Origin of the sequence: Legionella taurinensis (genome assembly GCF_900452865.1) — a bacterium.
Classification (GTDB): Bacteria; Pseudomonadota; Gammaproteobacteria; order Legionellales; family Legionellaceae; genus Legionella_C; species Legionella_C taurinensis.
The window spans coordinates 2,731,795-2,747,500 of the sequence record NZ_UGOZ01000001.1 but is presented as its reverse complement, the minus strand read 5'-3'; the positions used below and the strand labels follow the sequence as shown (position 1 = coordinate 2,747,500).

Genomic DNA, 15,706 nt, shown 5'->3' with positions numbered 1-15,706 from the left:
CATAGGTTAAAGAAGCGAACTCGGGGAACTGAAACATCTAAGTACCCGAAGGAAAAGAAATCAATTGAGATTCTCTTAGTAGCGGCGAGCGAACGGGGAAGAGCCTGGTGTGATTTATTAATCAATGGAGTAGAACAGATTGGGAAATCTGACCGTAGGGGGTGATAGTCCCGTATACGAAGATTGATTAAGGAACTAAGCACGCGAAGAAGTAGGCCGGGACACGTGAAATCCTGGTTGAACATGGGTGGACCATCATCCAAGGCTAAATACTCCTTACTGACCGATAGTGAACCAGTACCGTGAGGGAAAGGCGAAAAGAACCGCGGAGAGCGGAGTGAAATAGACCCTGAAACCGTTTGCGTACAAGCAGTGGGAGCATGGCTTAGGCTGTGTGACTGCGTACCTTTTGTATAATGGGTCAGCGAGTTACTTTCAGTGGCGAGGTTAACTGAATAAGGAAGCCGTAGAGAAATCGAGTCTGAATAGGGCGAGAGTCGCTGGGAGTAGACCCGAAACCGGGCGATCTAGCCATGTGCAGGATGAAGGTTGGGTAACACCAACTGGAGGTCCGAACCGGGTAATGTTGAAAAATTATCGGATGACGTGTGGCTAGGAGTGAAAGGCTAATCAAGCCCGGAGATAGCTGGTTCTCCCCGAAAGCTATTTAGGTAGCGCCTCGTGAATGATTACTGGGGGTAGAGCACTGTTTCGGCTAGGGGGCTGTCATGGCTTACCAAACCGATGCAAACTCCGAATACCGGCTAATTGAATCACGGGAGACACACGGCGGGTGCTAACGTCCGTCGTGAAGAGGGAAACAACCCAGACCGCCAGCTAAGGTCCCCAAGTTATGATTAAGTGGGAAACGATGTGGGAAGGCATAGACAGCCAGGAGGTTGGCTTAGAAGCAGCCACCCTTTAAAGAAAGCGTAATAGCTCACTGGTCGAGTCGGCCTGCGCGGAAGATGTAACGGGGCTAAAATCATACACCGAAGCTGCGGATGTGCACTAAGTGCACGTGGTAGGGGAGCGTTCTGTAAGCTGATGAAGGTTCATTGAGAAGTGGGCTGGAGGTATCAGAAGTGCGAATGCTGACATGAGTAACGATAATGAGGGTGAAAAACCCTCACGCCGGAAGTCCCAGGTTTCCTGCACGACGTTAATCGGAGCAGGGTGAGTCGGCCCCTAAGGCGAGGCTGAAAGGCGTAGTCGATGGGAACCAGGTTAATATTCCTGGACTTTCTATAAGTGGTGATGTGGGGACGAAGAAGGCTAGGTGAGCCGGGCGTTGGTTGTCCCGGTACTTGCACGTAGGTGGAGAGACTTGGCAAATCCGGTCTCTTATTAACACGGAGGTGCGAAGTGGTTCTGACCTTTCGGGGTACAGAGAAGTCATTGATGCCAAGCTTCCAGGAAAAGCTGCTAGCCATAACTTATAGGAAACCGTACCGCAAACCGACACAGGTGGACAGGTAGAGAATACTAAGGCGCTTGAGAGAACTCGGGTGAAGGAACTAGGCAAAATGGTACCGTAACTTCGGGAGAAGGTACGCCCTTGATGGTTAGTTGCCTGCGCAACAAAGCTGTTGAGGGCCGCAGAGACCAGGTGGCTGCGACTGTTTATTAAAAACACAGCACTCTGCAAATTCGTAAGAAGACGTATAGGGTGTGACGCCTGCCCGGTGCCGGAAGGTTAATTGATGGGGTTATCTTCGGAGAAGCTCTTGATCGAAGCCCCGGTAAACGGCGGCCGTAACTATAACGGTCCTAAGGTAGCGAAATTCCTTGTCGGGTAAGTTCCGACCTGCACGAATGGCGTAACGATGGCCACACTGTCTCCACCCGAGACTCAGTGAAATTGAAATCGCTGTGAAGATGCAGTGTACCCGCGGCTAGACGGAAAGACCCCGTGAACCTTTACTATAGTTTTGCACTGGACTTTGATGATAACTGTGTAGGATAGGTGGGAGGCTAAGAAGTGCGGACGCCAGTTCGCATGGAGCCGACCTTGAAATACCACCCTGTTATTATTGAGGTTCTAACTTGGTCCAGTAATCCTGGATGAGGACAGTGTATGATGGGTAGTTTGACTGGGGCGGTCTCCTCCCAAAGAGTAACGGAGGAGCACAAAGGTACCCTCGGTACGGTCGGACATCGTACCAAGAGTGTAAAGGCAAAAGGGTGCTTGACTGCGAGAGTGACGGCTCGAGCAGGTACGAAAGTAGGTCTTAGTGATCCGGTGGTTCTGTATGGAAGGGCCATCGCTCAACGGATAAAAGGTACTCCGGGGATAACAGGCTGATACCGCCCAAGAGTTCATATCGACGGCGGTGTTTGGCACCTCGATGTCGGCTCATCACATCCTGGGGCTGAAGCAGGTCCCAAGGGTATGGCTGTTCGCCATTTAAAGTGGTACGCGAGCTGGGTTTAGAACGTCGTGAGACAGTTCGGTCCCTATCTGCCGTGGGCGTAGGAAAATTGAGAGGAGCTGCTCCTAGTACGAGAGGACCGGAGTGGACGAACCTCTGGTGTACCGGTTGTCACGCCAGTGGCATTGCCGGGTAGCTAAGTTCGGACGGGATAACCGCTGAAAGCATCTAAGCGGGAAGCCTCCCTCAAGATGAGTTTTCCCATGAAGCCCGTTGAAGACTACGACGTTGATAGGCGAGGTGTGGAAGCGCAGTAATGCGTGAAGCTAACTCGTACTAATTGGCTGATTGTCTTGACCATATAACCTGATGCGCTTCAGGTTACATGGATAACATGAATGTGACTCTATTCTTTACCGGCCTCATGGCCAATCGGGTAGCACCGAGACAACCATGACGCTTAAACCGTTTTCCTGGCGACCATAGCATTCTGGAACCACCTGAATCCATCTCGAACTCAGAAGTGAAACAGACTCGCGCCGATGATAGTGTGAGGCTTCCTCATGTGAAAGTAGGTCATCGCCAGGGCTTTATTGCGAAGCGGCTCAGTAGATACTGGGCCGCTTTTTTTTTGTTAAAATTTTGTTGAAATCATGACAGGCATAGGCTTTCTACCTTCCCCAATGCTGTCTTTCGCGCGCATCCATCAGGAAACCCTTGTGCCTAATCCTGAGACAAGACAACCGGGTTTCAAATGGGCCCGCCTGCGCGGGCAAAAAAGGTGGGAGGAGCCAGGAGAAAAGGGATGCGAGGGGAGAGGAAGGCCAAGAGAGAAAGAGTAAACAGGAAAGCAGGAGTCATGGGAGAGCGTGAACAGCAAGCCAACGCAACTATGACAACCCGATGCTGCCCTGCCCGCGCAGGTGGGCAACCCATCCATCCAGTCAATCCAAACTTACTGCCTTAAGTGGGTATGTTATGCGCTCGATTTACGACGAATAACGCTAGTACACGTTGTTAATGAAGCACAATCCGGTTCCCGCCGGCGTGCCGGCCTTCTTCCAGAGCCCCGTGAGCCTCAGCCATAAGACTTGACGTCTCCTGATGTACGTGGGGATCATAAAACACGATGCCGATGGTTATTGTGGCTTTTATTTCGCCTGCCTGTGTTGTCATGGGTTCATGTTCAATAATCTGTCGAAGCCGCTCTGCGGATTTTAATATTTCTCTTTTATCGTTAAGGGGTAGAATAATCATGAATTCTTTGCCGCCCAAATACCCCACTGAGGCTTCACTGTGGCAGTGAACCACCAGGTTGCGGGCAATGGCATGCAACAGCTCGTTGCCCGTGTCTTCGCCGTATTCGTCTGCGAATGATTTAAAGCTGTCAATGGAGACATTGAATAAGCCAAATGTTTCTTTTTCTTCCTTACTGAGATTCATTTGCTGTTGCAATAATTGCGTAATTCCGTTTGCGTTCCAGGTTTTGGTGACACCGTCAAGTAAGGTCATACGCTCGGCGCATTCGAGTTCAACGTTACGCTTCTTGTAAGCTTCAAGGGAGTGAAAATTGCTGATCTCTGAATCCACCAGCGCGGCAAGATCATGCAATATCGATTTTTCAGTCGGTGAAATGTGACGTGGTTTGCTATCAATGATGCAAAGTGCACCAATGGGATGGTGATCATTGCTGGCATGAATGGGGTAGCCTGCATAAAAGCGAACAGAGCCTTTCTCGCCAGTAACCAGCGGATTGTTTTTAAAGCGAATGTCAGATTGCGCATCCGTGACAATCAGTGCTTCTTCTTTCAAAATGGTGTGACCACAAAAGGAAATTTCGCGAGGCGTTTCGGATAAATTGGAGCCAATAATGGACTTAAACCACTGTTTATCTTTATCAATAAGGCTAATTGCCACAATGGGAACATCAAATATTTTTTTAGTCAGGCTGGTTATTTGTTCAAATCCCTGCTCCATCGGGGTATTAATTAATCCTGTGGCATGCAGGGCTTTCAATCGTTCCGCTTCATGAGGGTGAGCTTTCGGTTTAATCATAACTATCTCCCATACATATTAAGTCTAGGTAACAGGATGTTATAAAGCAAAATAATGAGTATTTAATATTTTTATTGCTTAAAAAGAAATTTAAATTCATATCTAATTTCAGGTATTCTCTTGACACTTTTACGTTATATTCCTATTCTAAATTTTGTAGGTTCAATCAAAAAAAAATGGAGAAAATTATGAAAGGAATTACACGCTACTTAATGGCTGGAAGTTTGATTTTAGTATCGACACTGGGTTTCGCTGAAACCAATGGTAAAACCAGCCTGGATTCAAATTGGGTATGCAGCACTAATGCAAGCAGCAGTGATGCGGAAGGGGACAAAACGGCTGATAACGAAATGGCAAACACCGCAAAATCAGCTGCGGATGCGTTCTCTTTTGCCGCTAAAAACTGCCGTGATTGCACTGAAATTAATTGCGAAGTTAAATCGTAAGTACCAAGGCCATGCTTTTTTCTAAAAGCATGGCCATCCCTTTCTTTATTTCTTGATAAAATCCTTGAAAATCGCGTCAATAATCTCTAATAAAATATCAATTTTAAAGGGCTTTTTAATAAAAGCATGCGCCCCATTTTTAAGGGCTCGAGACGCGGTCTCTTCATCAGCGTGGCCGCTCATGATAATGACGGGAAGGTTACACGGGTATTTTTCCAATTCCTCAATCAATTGGATACCACTCATGTTCGGCATAAGTAAATCAGTGATCAGACATCCCTGCCACTCTGTTGAGAAATCATTTAAAAAGGCAACTGGACTATCGTAAATTATGCTTTCAATTTCATAAAAGGATTCGAACAAAAATTGCAAGCTTCTGGATACAGCTTCGTTATCATCAATTATATAGATGGCAGGTGAATTCATAGACTAATCTTTATTGAAATGGCAAAGGATTTTTAATCCAGAGATTGGCAATAAACGGATTGTTGGAAAATCAAGGACAAGAGATAGCAAATCAAGGCATCCTGAATTCTTCATTCATTTGAAATCGAACATACATTTTTATGAGTTGAGCTAAATTTTTTGCTTTCATTTTTTTCATAATACTGGCGCGATGCGCTTCGACGGTTGACCGCGAAATGGAAAGTTCATAACAAATTTCTTTATTCAATTTACCCTCCACAATTAATTTAATCACCTGGATTTCACGCTCGGTTAAGGTTTGAATCCGATCACTGATTTCCTTTACCCAGGTGTTTTGTATCGTGGATTGATTCAGGCGTTGCTGAACAATTTCCAGAAGATTCTGGTCATTGACCGGCTTTAAGATAAAATCAATCGCTCCGGCCTTCATGGCCCTGATGGCCATCGGCACATCGCCATAGCCGGTGATAATAATAACAGGCAGTAAATTGTTCTGTTCTTTTAATTTCTCAATCAGCTCCAAACCGCTCATGCCGGGCATGCGAACATCACTAATCAGGCAGCCACGCATATTGGCATGGTATTGCTCAAGAAACTCATAGGCATTCCTGTAGGCTTTTACCTGGAGGCCGACGGACTCAAAAAGCCATTGCAAGGCTTCACTGACTTCAGGCTCATCATCGATTATAAAGACGGTTTGAGTCGTGTCTAACATGGCCATATTAATCAATCGGCCGTGAGTTTTTTGCCAGCAAACGTTCGCTCATTGTACTTATAATCTCAGTTTGCATTTTAATTTTATCAAAAATAACAAGCAGTTGCTCATGGGTAAGCGTATTGAATTTAATGCGTTGTTGGCACCCATTAATGTAGGTATTAATTATCATTAATGATTGAGCCAACTCGTGCTTAAAGTGGTTTAGTTTATCGCATTTACAATGGTTATTTTTTAAAGTGTCATCTCGACTCATACAACATCCTACATCGTTGTAAAATGCATTCTCGCCATTTTAGCAAATATTAATCGTTTCTACGTCAATTTGGCAGTAGTATTTTCCTTGCCAGTCTATGTTTACCCTTAATACGAATCAAGGACAACCTTAGTAGGAATTATTTCCAAATCCATTCACAATGGTAAATGTTGGCAACTTGTGCGATGGCAATCCTTTCCTGCTGTGGAGATGAAGCATATCGCCACAATTTGCACTCAATACTCAATTGTTTTATTAAGGAGAAGATTTATGAGTATCCCAGGCAATCAAAGGACTCACACGGAATCAGTAGAATTGAACGTATGTTCCGAAACACTCGCATCCATTGAAGAGTATTGTCAATGGGCGAATATCACGCTTGCTGAGTTTATTGAGGAAGCCAGTGAATGCGTTTTTGAAAACGACACGGAGTGGAAAAAACATCATTATAAACTCGTGTCATTGACGAAAGCCGATTCCATCAACTCCTAGACTGTGTAATCGTCTTTCTAGCTTTTCCTTTTTGTAATCAGGAAAATACCAATAAAAACAATCATTAAGTGAAAAGCGATCCTGCCAGGTGCTGCAGTTGGTTGCGGCACCCACGGCTAAAGCCCACGTGCGGCCTGTACCTGAGAAACTTTTCCTGCAGGGCAGTTTGAACCGAACTTCTTCATAATATTGACAAAATCCGTATTATTACCTTAAATAAAACTAGTCCATGCTGGAATTCATCAATAATGCAAAGCCTGTAGAGTTTGTATAATGTGAGGGTGATATGGCCATTTTGAAGGGTAATTTAGCGGGGAAAAAAGAGAAAGTAAAAATTGAACTCAAATTGGATACATTGAGGGCAATAGAGTGTTATTGCGAGTGGGCCAAAATTGATGACATCGGTTATTTTGTTGAAGAAGCGGCGCAGTTTGTTTTTTCAAAAGACAGAGAATGGAAACAGCATCTAAAGCAACTTAAGAAAACGGGTTCTTCCTCACAGAATTAGGATTAAGCCTGCAGGAGCAGGCTTAATCCTGTTATTTTTATTATTTTGTATGAATCTACAACGGTGTTCCTCTCATTAAAAGTACAACAATAAACACGACTAATAAAAGTCCAACAATACCGGATGGGCGATAACCCCAACCTGCGCTGTAAGGCCACGTAGGCAATACCGCGGCCAGCAATAATATTAAAATTATTAATCCTAAAATACTCATAATGTCGCTTCCTTTCTTTATTAAACCGAGCATTATTGCTCTATAAAATCTACTATTTATTATAGTCTATTTAAGATAAAATCAAGAAAAATAGCTGGTGAATCACAGGGAAAACTGATTCACAAATCAGCTTTTTACGAGTTTATTTTTAGGCTGGATTTGACGATTTTGACGCCATGAACACTGGAGGCAACTTGGATAATTCTGCTGCGTTCTTGCGCAGTGTCCACGCTTCCTGACACATAAACAACCCCATTTCTTGTCATGATATGAAGTGGGGTATTTCTGCCATTATGACCAAAAATATTGCGATTTCCTATCCTTTTTATTACTTGATTGGTAATCATTTGATCTGACATATTAACCTGTCCATGCGTCATGGATGTCGCTGAATTTACAGGCTGATTGGGTTCATAATAGGTCGGTTTTTGATAATAACATCCCACCAGTAGTGTGCCAAAGACAGTGTAAAATACCCCTTTTGTAATTGCGTTTAGCATGCGGCTCTCCTTAGCGATTGATTGAGGTGCTGGACGTATCATAATAATCATTAATGCCCTTTGCCCAATGCTCATCCGACATGTTTGGCCAATTGTCGCGGTCAAAGCCTGGGGAGTGTTTCAGTTTTTCCTTGTTAACCGGTATAACAAAGCACTCTCTGTCGGTATCATAGTTAAAAAGTTTCCAGGGCATGGCAAACAATTTATTGCCGATGTTTAAAAAACCACCGAACGAAAGCACCACGTATTCTACATTACCGTGGTATTTGTTTAGCATCAATGCTTCAATTTCACCTAAATTCTCACCTTCTCGATTCTCAACGTTGACCCCAATTACGTCATCTGATGACACGATATCTCTATCCATGATTTTCTCTCCATTTCGTTTTAAAAAATATTTATTTAGACTTATGGTAAAAACATAAATAAAGCAAATAAAAATTTTATATATTTAACACAAAAATATTACGTTGTTTAAATAAAGTTGTATACATTTTTAAAAAATATATTACACTGATTTTTACGTTAAATGCAGAATAAAAGGAATTATATGCAGACTAGAGTATTTAATTCTATTTCAATAGATTACAGGAAGGGTATTTTTACTAAATCTTCAATTAATACTAAGAAGCTTCATGATGAAATTAATTACTACCTCAGTTTGCCAGAAAGCATATCGACTCTTTTTCCCGCATTACTTGACTACAAGAAAGATTATTCCTGTTACCGACTGGAATACATTCCCTACCTTAATTTGTCAGAATTTTTTTTAAATAACATCGTCCTGCCAGAAGAGGGCAATAAAATCATTGAGCGGCTGCTCTTTATTTTGGACAAGTTTCATGCGATAGAACCGCCATACCCGGGCAGCCAGGACACGGTTTATCATTTTTATGTTGAAAAAACGCTGGAGCGAATCAAGCAATTGGAAAAAGATGATTTTTTCAGCAAACTGTTTAAAGAGCCTGTTTTAACCATTAATGGCCGGCAATACCGGAATTTTCCACTGCTGAAGAATGACTTCATTAATATCCTGGGTAAATTATCGGCGCACCACTCGAAAATAACCGCTATCCATGGGGATTTCTGTTTCAGCAATATTCTGTATTCGTCCCACAATCATTTAATCAAATTAATAGATCCCAGAGGCTCGTTTGGGGAGGCCGGTATTTATGGCCATCCTTATTATGATTTTGCCAAACTCCTGCACTGTCTGCACGGGCGCTACGATTACCTCGCCAATGACAAGTTTATTTTAAACGAAATCAACAACACCATTTTTTACATTGATGTGCCTCTCTACGACTGCTTTAACGACATGTACGAGTTCTATATCAACCTGCTCATCGAACGAAATGTGTTGATTGAATTTGTCTATCTCATCGAAGCATCACTTTTTTTAAGCATGGTGAGTCTCCATTACGAAAACCCATACCGCCAAAAGGTTTTGTATTTAGCGGGTCTTATTATTTTAAACAACGTAATTGAGGGAAATTATGCGCATATGTATTGATATCGATGGCACGATCTGCACATTACGGCAGGCTCATGAAACGTATCAGGACGTTCAACCTTTAGAGGGTGCGGCTGAACGAATTAAGGCACTGAAAGACCGCGGTTTTTATATCATTTTGTGCACGGCGCGCCATATGAAAACCTGTGAATCCAATGTGGGACGCGTTGTCGCCAAAGAAGGATTAACGCTTTTGGAATGGTTAAAAAATCATGGTTTTGTGTATGACGAAATATGGTTTGGTAAGCCCTATGCCCAGGTGTACATTGACGACCGGGCATTGCAGTTCAAGGGTTCCTGGCAACACATTGAGGACGATCTGATTAACAGTTATCTCTAACTTAAGCACAAGGAACGACACAGTGAATATCGTAATCCCCATGGCGGGTTTAGGCTCGCGTTTCAGTCATTGCGGCTTTGCCCTGCCCAAACCCCTCATCAAGGTCGCGCAAAAGCCAATGTATCGTCACGCAGTCGATTGCCTGCCGCTGCATCTGGCGAGCAAACTCATTTTCATTCTTCGCGACAATGAATTTGCCAAACAATTAAGCCATGACATCGAAGCCCATTATGGGTTTTTGCTGAATTGCTCGATTGTTGTTCTGCAACAGGATACAGCCGGTCAGGCGGAAACTTTTTTAGCCAGCGAAGGCCATCTGGATCTCAATGAACCGACGCTGATTCATAACTGCGACACGTATTTTAAAGAGAATTTTACCTGGACTTCGCTCCTGGCCAAGGACGTGGATGGCGCTATTGTCCTGTTTAAATCACAGGAGTGCCGCTGGAGTTATGTCAGTCTGGATGAAACCCACATGAAGGTGACTGAAATTGAAGAAAAGAAGGTCATCTCTAAGAATGCGTCCACGGGGACTTATTTTTTCAAAGACACGGCAGCGCTTCTCGCGACCATTCGGCAATTAATTGCCAATGACGTCAGGGAGAACAACGAATATTACCTCTCAACCGTTTACAAGGACATGTTAAAACGCGGGCAGCACATCATCCCGCTTTGGACAAAAACAATGATGTGTTTTGGGACGCCACAGGATCTGGTGGATTCGCTGAACAACATGCTTTTAAACAGCCGGGTTTTATCATGATTAGCGATAACGACATTTCCATTGTTGTACAAGGGCCCATTATCTATCGTTCTGCGTTTGATATCACGGAACAGACCACACGCCTTGTGTGTCAGCGCCTTAAGAAACTCTTTCCGCGCAGTGAATTAATTTTATCCACCTGGGTGGGCGAAAATGTGGAAGGGATTCCCCATGATCGTCTTATTTTAAATGACGATCCAGGAGCCACCTGGTTTAATTACGGCAATCACGAATTGCTCAATAACTGCAATCGTTTGATTGTCTCCACCTTTGCTGGAATTAAGGTAGCGACACGCCCTTATGTGCTTAAGATCCGTTCGGATTTATTGCTCATTTCACCCAAGTTCCTGAATTATTTTTATCAATTCCCCTTGTTTGATAAACGCTATAAATTTGTCAAAAACCGCATCCTGGCGTTTAGTATTTACAGCATTAAGGGGCATAAGACCTGCCTGTTTACCATGCAGAGGCCATTTCACATCAGTGATTGGGCCTATTTTGGCTATAAAGAGGACTTACTTGATCTTTATGACATCCCGTTAACGGAGGAGCCGCAGTTTTCACAGTGGTTTTTAACCCGATGCAAACCTTTTTTTGACATTGAACCTCATCGGCTGTGGAAAATGCCGCCTGAACAATACGTGACGCATTCGTTTTTAAAAAAACACATGGCCATCCGCCTTGATCATACCGTCGATACCGCCAATAACAACATGGCCGTTTCCGCACGGGTCCTCGCCAATAATTTTCTGGTGCTTGATCAAACGCAATTTCCCATGGTGTCTTTAAAATACCTCAATTTTCAATTGTTGTTTGAACCGGTATTGTCTCGTACTGCCATTTTCTTCAGTACCTGGTTACATGACTATTGCCGGTATACCGCCACGGTTCCCGCGGTTAAAAAAATAAAGTATCTCTTTCAGATCGGAGTAAGAAAACTGCTTTACCGGCTGGCTAATGTGATCTTAAGAGCCATTGATGCAAAAAAAAACAACATCGGATTTTTTGTGGCATTTTTCATTAAAAAAAGACAAAAAAGTTATTGCGATTTGGTGAAAAAAACAATCGATAAGACCTCGTGATTTTGAAAAAACATGTTTATTTTTACTTTTTTATATTAAATAAATAAGGGGTTTTTAAACTGTTATTTTGTCGATTTTGCTATAATTTACTCAGTGCATTGAATGCGGGAGTCATTATGGCAAGGAGGCCTTATGAAAGCGCTATGCTGGCATGGGAAAAAGGATGTTCGGGTTGACACCGTTCCTGAACCTAAAATAATCAATGAGCATGACGCCATTATTCGTGTCACATCAACGGCAATTTGCGGATCGGATTTGCACCTGTTTAATGGGATGATGCCGACGATGGAATCCGGGGATATCCTTGGCCATGAATTCATGGGTGAGGTGGTGGAACTCGGAAGTCAAAACAGAAAATTGAAAGTGGGGGATAAAGTGGTTGTCCCTTTCACTATCTCCTGCGGCAAATGTTTTTTTTGCAAGGGTCAATTGTTCTCGCTTTGCGACTGCTCCAATCCCAATGCCGAGATGGCCAAGCAGCAAATGGGGCAATCGCCGGCGGGTATCTTTGGCTATTCTCACTTATTGGGTGGTTTTGCCGGTGGTCAGGCCCAGTACGTGAGAGTGCCATTTTCCAATGTCGGCCCCCTTCCGATCCCGGGTGACATTCCCGACGAAAAAGTATTGTTTTTAAGCGATATTTTGCCGACGGGGTACATGGCAGCCGAAAATTGCGACATCCAACCTGGCGACACCATTGCCGTGTGGGGCTGCGGACCGGTAGGCCAGTTAGCCATTCAAAGCGCCTGGATGCTTGGGGCTGACCGGGTCATTGCCATTGACTGCGTTCCTGCACGCTTGAATCTGGCGGCCGACTACGGCAGAGCCGAAGTGATTAATTTTGAAGAAGAAGACGTTTATGACGCCTTGATGGTTATGACTCGCGGCCGCGGGCCAGACGCGTGCATTGACGCGGTGGGTTGTGAAGCCCATGTCGGACCTACATTTGATTCCATTCTGGATCGAGTAAAACAGGTCACGGCGCTGGCTACGGATAGAGCGCATGTCTTGCGTGAAGCCATTGAATGTTGCCGCAAGGGTGGGCGGGTTTCAGTTCCCGGGGTGTACATTGGTGCCCTGGATAACATTCCATTGGGAGCGGCGATGAACAAAGGCTTGACGTTTAAAATGGGACAAACCCATGTGCAGCGTTACTTAAAACCGCTTCTTAAAGCAATAGTCAATGACAAAATCGACCCTTCCCGCATCATTTCGCATCGCATCAGGCTATCGCAGGCGCCGGATGCCTATAAGCTGTTTAATGAGAAAGAGAGCGGTTGCATCAAGGTCGTCATGACCCCTTGATAAGGAGGTTTTATGGACATTTATGACTACATTAAAATGGATCATCAGAAGGTGAATCAGCTGTTTAAGCAATTTGCCAACGTGGAATCGGATCAACGAAAAACCGAAATTGCCACCATGATTGCCCGCGAGCTATTGGTTCATGCCAAATCGGAACAGGAAACCTTTTATAAAGCCCTGGAAAAGCATAGCGCGGCGAAAGAAGACCTCCAGCATGCGCGCAAGGAGCATAAAGACATCGAGGATAAAATACACGCCATCATGAATCCAGCCAAAGTGACGGCGAAATGGCGGGACCAAGTCAAGGTTCTGCAGGAGTTGGTCGAGCATCATGTGAAAGAAGAGGAAAATACCCTGTTTGATGAAGGCAGAGACCGGTTGACCGATGGAGAGGCCTGCGCCTTAAAGGAAAAAATGCATTACCTGAAGCAGAAACTGTTAATCAGGGAGTTTGGGTTTTAGTAAAGCCACCTCCGATGTATTGCGCGTTATGACTGCCGTCGGAGGGGCAGCATCCTGCTGTTTCATCGAAACCTGGCCGTGTGTGCGCTTTGCTGAGAATCGCTTGTCTTTTTGGTGAAATTAACAACTATTTTTTTAATCAAAAAATAGAATAATTACCTAAACAATTACTCAAAAAATAACAATTAAATTTGACAAATTTTTATTGAAACATTATTGTTAAATAAATGGGTGTTAAGTTAATATTTATCCCATTGTTTTTATTGATGAGATTCAATATTAAAAAAAGGAATTTATCATTACGGGAGTTTGTTATGGAAAATAGAGTTAATCCCGATAAACCCAATCGGGAAAATCCAGGTCAAAGCAACGATGACGATGACATGAATGATATCAATGATGAATCCGAATCCCCTCGCCAGGAAGAAGTGAAAAAGTATCGCTATCCACTCGAAAGTGAGTCCGATGATGCTGATGATGACGAGCGATTGAATACTCATTCCGGTCAAAAAAACCCTTCAATTTAGGGTGTGCCCACTTCTTTTCCCGCATGGGATTTTAATAACAATGATAAACATGACGTTTGGAGAATCAAAGATGGATAAAATGGAAGGTGTCGTAAAGTGGTTTAACAAAGGAAAGGGCTTTGGCTTTATTTATTACAATGGTGAAGACTATTTTGTGCATTTCAGCGCCATTCAACGAGAGGGATTTAAATCCCTGGCTGAAGGAGAAAAGGTGTTATTTAAACCTGTGAACGGTCAACGCGGCCTGCAGGCTGTCGAAGTGGAGTCAATAGTCACCAGTAACCAACCGAATTAAGGAGAATTAAATGAACAGGGATGTAACCAGAGATATACCTGCCAATTTTTTTGCTCATTTTCAAAGGCCATTCATTGAATTGACGGAATTGCAAATGCGAACTTTGAACGATTTTTCTTACTTAAAACCCGAAGAAATTTCACGCATAAGACAACCTCGGGAATTATTTGAAAAGAACATGGAGTGTTTCATCGAAAACGCCCATAAGTCATTGGATTTTATGCAGGAAGCGTTTCGAATTGTTGAAAAAAACATGATGTCGTTGTCATCCAATGTGCGTGAGAGCAGTGAGCGTGTGATGAGCCAGGTTGAACACATGAACAGCCAGAAAGGTCGCCACGCTCAGGAAGGGAAGAGGACTCAATCCGAACGCAGTGAGCGAGGAGAAAAGCAACAGGACGACAAACAGAGCGGCGCTCAACAAGGCGGTCGTGGTGCCAGCGCAAAAGACAATAAGTAATAACCCATAACGGGATTCATTCCAGGCCACCTGGCCTGGAATTTTTTTAAGACTTAATAAGGATTTTACAATGAATAAACTGATTCTTTCTTTGTGTTTAATGTTTTCATTACCCGCACTCGCTTTAAATGATTCCAGTAATCAAGACACCACATCCAGCGCCGCACACGTGGCCAATCAGGCTCAAAATCGGGACACTGAAATCATCGCGTTTTTAATTGTGTTAAATAACAATGAGTTGGCTGCAGCGAAAAAGGCCTTCGAAAAAAATTTAAATCAAAGCGTGTCGTATTATGCCAAGTCCATGCAAAAAGATCATTCCAGCAATTTAGCTGATACGCTGCGCATTGTATCAGAAGATAACCTGCGTCCCGCTCAGACCGCCCTGGTCGCCTCTTTAAAACAGGAGGGTAAAAAAGAACTGGACTCGCTCAGCGCGTTAAGCAATGAAGCTTTTCAAAAAGCCTATATTGACGCGATGGTCAAGGATCACACCAAAGCACTGCTTATCATTGATAATCACTATTTAAAACAAGTGACTAATCCGCAGTTAAAAAATCACCTTGAACTGACACGCAAAGTGGTTAACCATCATTTACACATGGCTAAAACCATTCAGAAAGAAATGAACCCGAACAGCTAATTCAGCTGTTTGGGTTTCAGATCGAGAGTAATCACGTCAGCCGGCCCGCCGCCTGGCGGCACCACGGTGATGGTGGTATTGGTGAATGAACCAATTTCATATTCGTCAGCATCCAGAGACACTGACCCGCCTTTTTGGTTGCGGGCGGAGGCCACATCGGCAATTTGTGACAAATCACTCGCTGAGATGGTGCGGCCGCGAATGACTTCAATGGTCCGGGTAGCCGGTGCCGCATCGGCCGTCTGTATGGGCAGGGGATTGGCATAACCGGGCCAGGTTAACGCGGCTAAAAGGGCCAGAAACAATGTCCGTATCGTCATGTTGGTTCTCTT

Annotated in this window: 21 protein-coding genes and 2 rRNA genes (1 of these 23 cut by a window edge); 15 read left to right on the top strand and 8 right to left on the bottom strand. The window is 43.9% G+C overall.

Translation table 11 applies throughout. The features are described from left to right. Together DYE45_RS12590 and rrf are read left to right on the top strand one after the other, a co-directional pair. Positions 1 to 2,733, top strand: a 23S ribosomal RNA gene (locus DYE45_RS12590) (it extends 162 nt beyond the left edge of the window). A gap of 111 nt (positions 2,734 to 2,844) precedes the next feature. Further along, a 5S ribosomal RNA gene (rrf, locus tag DYE45_RS12585) occupies positions 2,845 to 2,960 on the top strand. A gap of 429 nt (positions 2,961 to 3,389) precedes the next feature. On the opposite strand, the gene DYE45_RS12580 is transcribed toward rrf, so the two are convergent. Next, positions 3,390 to 4,427 carry a sensor domain-containing diguanylate cyclase gene (locus DYE45_RS12580; RefSeq protein ID WP_115300975.1) on the bottom strand — a complete coding sequence of 346 codons (1,038 nt, stop codon included), beginning with the start codon at positions 4,425 to 4,427 and terminating at the stop codon, positions 3,390 to 3,392. Positions 4,428 to 4,603: 176 nt separating this feature from the next. On the opposite strand from DYE45_RS12580, the gene DYE45_RS12575 reads away from it, so the two are divergent. Continuing rightward, complete coding sequence (locus tag DYE45_RS12575; RefSeq protein ID WP_115300974.1) at positions 4,604 to 4,873, top strand: hypothetical protein; 270 nt, start codon at positions 4,604 to 4,606, stop codon at positions 4,871 to 4,873. 45 nt (positions 4,874 to 4,918) lie between these two features. Here the strand turns inward: DYE45_RS12575 and DYE45_RS12570 are convergent, their stop codons facing one another. The 3 genes from DYE45_RS12570 to DYE45_RS12560 all read right to left on the bottom strand — a co-directional run bounded on the left by DYE45_RS12570 (position 4,919) and on the right by DYE45_RS12560 (position 6,270). Then, complete coding sequence (locus DYE45_RS12570) at positions 4,919 to 5,299, bottom strand: response regulator transcription factor (RefSeq protein WP_115300973.1); 381 nt, start codon at positions 5,297 to 5,299, stop codon at positions 4,919 to 4,921. Positions 5,300 to 5,390: 91 nt separating this feature from the next. After that, the gene (locus DYE45_RS12565; protein ID WP_115301083.1) at positions 5,391 to 6,014 is read right to left on the bottom strand and encodes a response regulator transcription factor; all 624 of its coding nucleotides are present in this window, start codon (positions 6,012 to 6,014) and stop codon (positions 5,391 to 5,393) included. Positions 6,015 to 6,021: 7 nt separating this feature from the next. Next, the gene (locus tag DYE45_RS12560) at positions 6,022 to 6,270 is read right to left on the bottom strand and encodes a hypothetical protein (RefSeq protein ID WP_108294321.1); all 249 of its coding nucleotides are present in this window, start codon (positions 6,268 to 6,270) and stop codon (positions 6,022 to 6,024) included. A 270-nt stretch (positions 6,271 to 6,540) separates the two neighbouring features. Between DYE45_RS12560 and DYE45_RS12555 the strand changes: the two genes are divergently transcribed. Then, on the top strand, positions 6,541 to 6,762 hold the full coding sequence (locus DYE45_RS12555; RefSeq protein ID WP_108294319.1) for a hypothetical protein: 222 nt from the start codon (positions 6,541 to 6,543) through the stop codon (positions 6,760 to 6,762). A 286-nt stretch (positions 6,763 to 7,048) separates the two neighbouring features. Continuing rightward, entirely contained in the window at positions 7,049 to 7,270 is a 222-nt protein-coding gene (locus DYE45_RS12550; RefSeq protein ID WP_108294317.1) for a hypothetical protein, read from the top strand. Positions 7,271 to 7,325: 55 nt separating this feature from the next. Here the strand turns inward: DYE45_RS12550 and DYE45_RS12545 are convergent, their stop codons facing one another. The 3 genes from DYE45_RS12545 to DYE45_RS12535 all read right to left on the bottom strand — a co-directional run bounded on the left by DYE45_RS12545 (position 7,326) and on the right by DYE45_RS12535 (position 8,351). After that, entirely contained in the window at positions 7,326 to 7,484 is a 159-nt protein-coding gene (locus DYE45_RS12545; RefSeq protein WP_108294315.1) for a DUF3309 family protein, read from the bottom strand. Between the two features lie 134 nt (positions 7,485 to 7,618). Then, the gene (locus DYE45_RS12540) at positions 7,619 to 7,984 is read right to left on the bottom strand and encodes a BON domain-containing protein (RefSeq protein ID WP_160160734.1); all 366 of its coding nucleotides are present in this window, start codon (positions 7,982 to 7,984) and stop codon (positions 7,619 to 7,621) included. A gap of 10 nt (positions 7,985 to 7,994) precedes the next feature. Next, complete coding sequence (locus DYE45_RS12535) at positions 7,995 to 8,351, bottom strand: PRC-barrel domain-containing protein (RefSeq protein ID WP_108294311.1); 357 nt, start codon at positions 8,349 to 8,351, stop codon at positions 7,995 to 7,997. Positions 8,352 to 8,645: 294 nt separating this feature from the next. Here DYE45_RS12535 and DYE45_RS12530 point away from each other — a divergent pair, with 294 nt between their 5' ends. From DYE45_RS12530 to DYE45_RS12485, 10 genes are all read left to right on the top strand, one after another. Further along, a complete protein-coding gene (locus DYE45_RS12530) occupies positions 8,646 to 9,497 on the top strand; it encodes an aminoglycoside phosphotransferase family protein (protein ID WP_133138208.1) in 852 nt (283 codons plus the stop codon). After that, entirely contained in the window at positions 9,481 to 9,837 is a 357-nt protein-coding gene (locus DYE45_RS12525; protein ID WP_108294307.1) for an HAD hydrolase family protein, read from the top strand. The genes DYE45_RS12530 and DYE45_RS12525 overlap by 17 nt, the downstream gene beginning before the upstream one ends. Before the next feature lie 22 nt (positions 9,838 to 9,859). Beyond that, positions 9,860 to 10,600, top strand: a complete 741-nt coding sequence (locus DYE45_RS12520) for a sugar phosphate nucleotidyltransferase (protein WP_133138209.1) — start codon at positions 9,860 to 9,862, stop codon at positions 10,598 to 10,600. Further along, on the top strand, positions 10,597 to 11,682 hold the full coding sequence (locus DYE45_RS12515) for a WavE lipopolysaccharide synthesis family protein (RefSeq protein WP_115300970.1): 1,086 nt from the start codon (positions 10,597 to 10,599) through the stop codon (positions 11,680 to 11,682). The genes DYE45_RS12520 and DYE45_RS12515 overlap by 4 nt, the downstream gene beginning before the upstream one ends. Positions 11,683 to 11,814: 132 nt before the next feature. After that, positions 11,815 to 12,987 (top strand): zinc-dependent alcohol dehydrogenase, encoded by a 1,173-nt coding sequence (locus DYE45_RS12510; protein WP_108294301.1) that lies wholly within the window; start codon positions 11,815 to 11,817, stop codon positions 12,985 to 12,987. Between the two features lie 12 nt (positions 12,988 to 12,999). Further along, positions 13,000 to 13,449, top strand: coding sequence for a hemerythrin domain-containing protein (locus DYE45_RS12505; protein ID WP_108294299.1), 450 nt, complete (start codon positions 13,000 to 13,002; stop codon positions 13,447 to 13,449). A gap of 314 nt (positions 13,450 to 13,763) precedes the next feature. Continuing rightward, on the top strand, positions 13,764 to 13,976 hold the full coding sequence (locus DYE45_RS12500; protein ID WP_108294297.1) for a hypothetical protein: 213 nt from the start codon (positions 13,764 to 13,766) through the stop codon (positions 13,974 to 13,976). Between the two features lie 70 nt (positions 13,977 to 14,046). Then, complete coding sequence (locus DYE45_RS12495; protein WP_108294343.1) at positions 14,047 to 14,271, top strand: cold-shock protein; 225 nt, start codon at positions 14,047 to 14,049, stop codon at positions 14,269 to 14,271. A 10-nt stretch (positions 14,272 to 14,281) separates the two neighbouring features. Beyond that, complete coding sequence (locus DYE45_RS14805; protein ID WP_174703691.1) at positions 14,282 to 14,731, top strand: hypothetical protein; 450 nt, start codon at positions 14,282 to 14,284, stop codon at positions 14,729 to 14,731. A 70-nt stretch (positions 14,732 to 14,801) separates the two neighbouring features. Further along, complete coding sequence (locus DYE45_RS12485) at positions 14,802 to 15,374, top strand: DUF4142 domain-containing protein (protein ID WP_108294295.1); 573 nt, start codon at positions 14,802 to 14,804, stop codon at positions 15,372 to 15,374. On the opposite strand, the gene DYE45_RS12480 is transcribed toward DYE45_RS12485, so the two are convergent. Continuing rightward, entirely contained in the window at positions 15,371 to 15,694 is a 324-nt protein-coding gene (locus DYE45_RS12480; RefSeq protein ID WP_133138210.1) for a hypothetical protein, read from the bottom strand. The genes DYE45_RS12485 and DYE45_RS12480 overlap by 4 nt on opposite strands. Positions 15,695 to 15,706: the final 12 nt, after the last annotated feature.

Bases quoted from the DNA above. Each gene is read 5' to 3' on its own strand.
- DYE45_RS12580 (WP_115300975.1), bottom strand. From the start codon at position 4,427: ATGATTAAACCGAAAGCTCACCCTCATGAAGCGGAACGATTGAAAGCC.
- DYE45_RS12575 (WP_115300974.1), top strand. From the start codon at position 4,604: ATGGAGAAAATTATGAAAGGAATTACACGCTACTTAATGGCTGGAAGT.
- DYE45_RS12570 (WP_115300973.1), bottom strand. From the start codon at position 5,299: ATGAATTCACCTGCCATCTATATAATTGATGATAACGAAGCTGTATCC.
- DYE45_RS12565 (WP_115301083.1), bottom strand. From the start codon at position 6,014: ATGTTAGACACGACTCAAACCGTCTTTATAATCGATGATGAGCCTGAA.
- DYE45_RS12560 (WP_108294321.1), bottom strand. From the start codon at position 6,270: ATGAGTCGAGATGACACTTTAAAAAATAACCATTGTAAATGCGATAAA.
- DYE45_RS12555 (WP_108294319.1), top strand. From the start codon at position 6,541: ATGAGTATCCCAGGCAATCAAAGGACTCACACGGAATCAGTAGAATTG.
- DYE45_RS12550 (WP_108294317.1), top strand. From the start codon at position 7,049: ATGGCCATTTTGAAGGGTAATTTAGCGGGGAAAAAAGAGAAAGTAAAA.
- DYE45_RS12545 (WP_108294315.1), bottom strand. From the start codon at position 7,484: ATGAGTATTTTAGGATTAATAATTTTAATATTATTGCTGGCCGCGGTA.
- DYE45_RS12540 (WP_160160734.1), bottom strand. From the start codon at position 7,984: ATGCTAAACGCAATTACAAAAGGGGTATTTTACACTGTCTTTGGCACA.
- DYE45_RS12535 (WP_108294311.1), bottom strand. From the start codon at position 8,351: ATGGATAGAGATATCGTGTCATCAGATGACGTAATTGGGGTCAACGTT.
- DYE45_RS12525 (WP_108294307.1), top strand. From the start codon at position 9,481: ATGCGCATATGTATTGATATCGATGGCACGATCTGCACATTACGGCAG.
- DYE45_RS12515 (WP_115300970.1), top strand. From the start codon at position 10,597: ATGATTAGCGATAACGACATTTCCATTGTTGTACAAGGGCCCATTATC.
- DYE45_RS12510 (WP_108294301.1), top strand. From the start codon at position 11,815: ATGAAAGCGCTATGCTGGCATGGGAAAAAGGATGTTCGGGTTGACACC.
- DYE45_RS12505 (WP_108294299.1), top strand. From the start codon at position 13,000: ATGGACATTTATGACTACATTAAAATGGATCATCAGAAGGTGAATCAG.
- DYE45_RS12500 (WP_108294297.1), top strand. From the start codon at position 13,764: ATGGAAAATAGAGTTAATCCCGATAAACCCAATCGGGAAAATCCAGGT.
- DYE45_RS12495 (WP_108294343.1), top strand. From the start codon at position 14,047: ATGGATAAAATGGAAGGTGTCGTAAAGTGGTTTAACAAAGGAAAGGGC.
- DYE45_RS14805 (WP_174703691.1), top strand. From the start codon at position 14,282: ATGAACAGGGATGTAACCAGAGATATACCTGCCAATTTTTTTGCTCAT.
- DYE45_RS12485 (WP_108294295.1), top strand. From the start codon at position 14,802: ATGAATAAACTGATTCTTTCTTTGTGTTTAATGTTTTCATTACCCGCA.
- DYE45_RS12480 (WP_133138210.1), bottom strand. From the start codon at position 15,694: ATGACGATACGGACATTGTTTCTGGCCCTTTTAGCCGCGTTAACCTGG.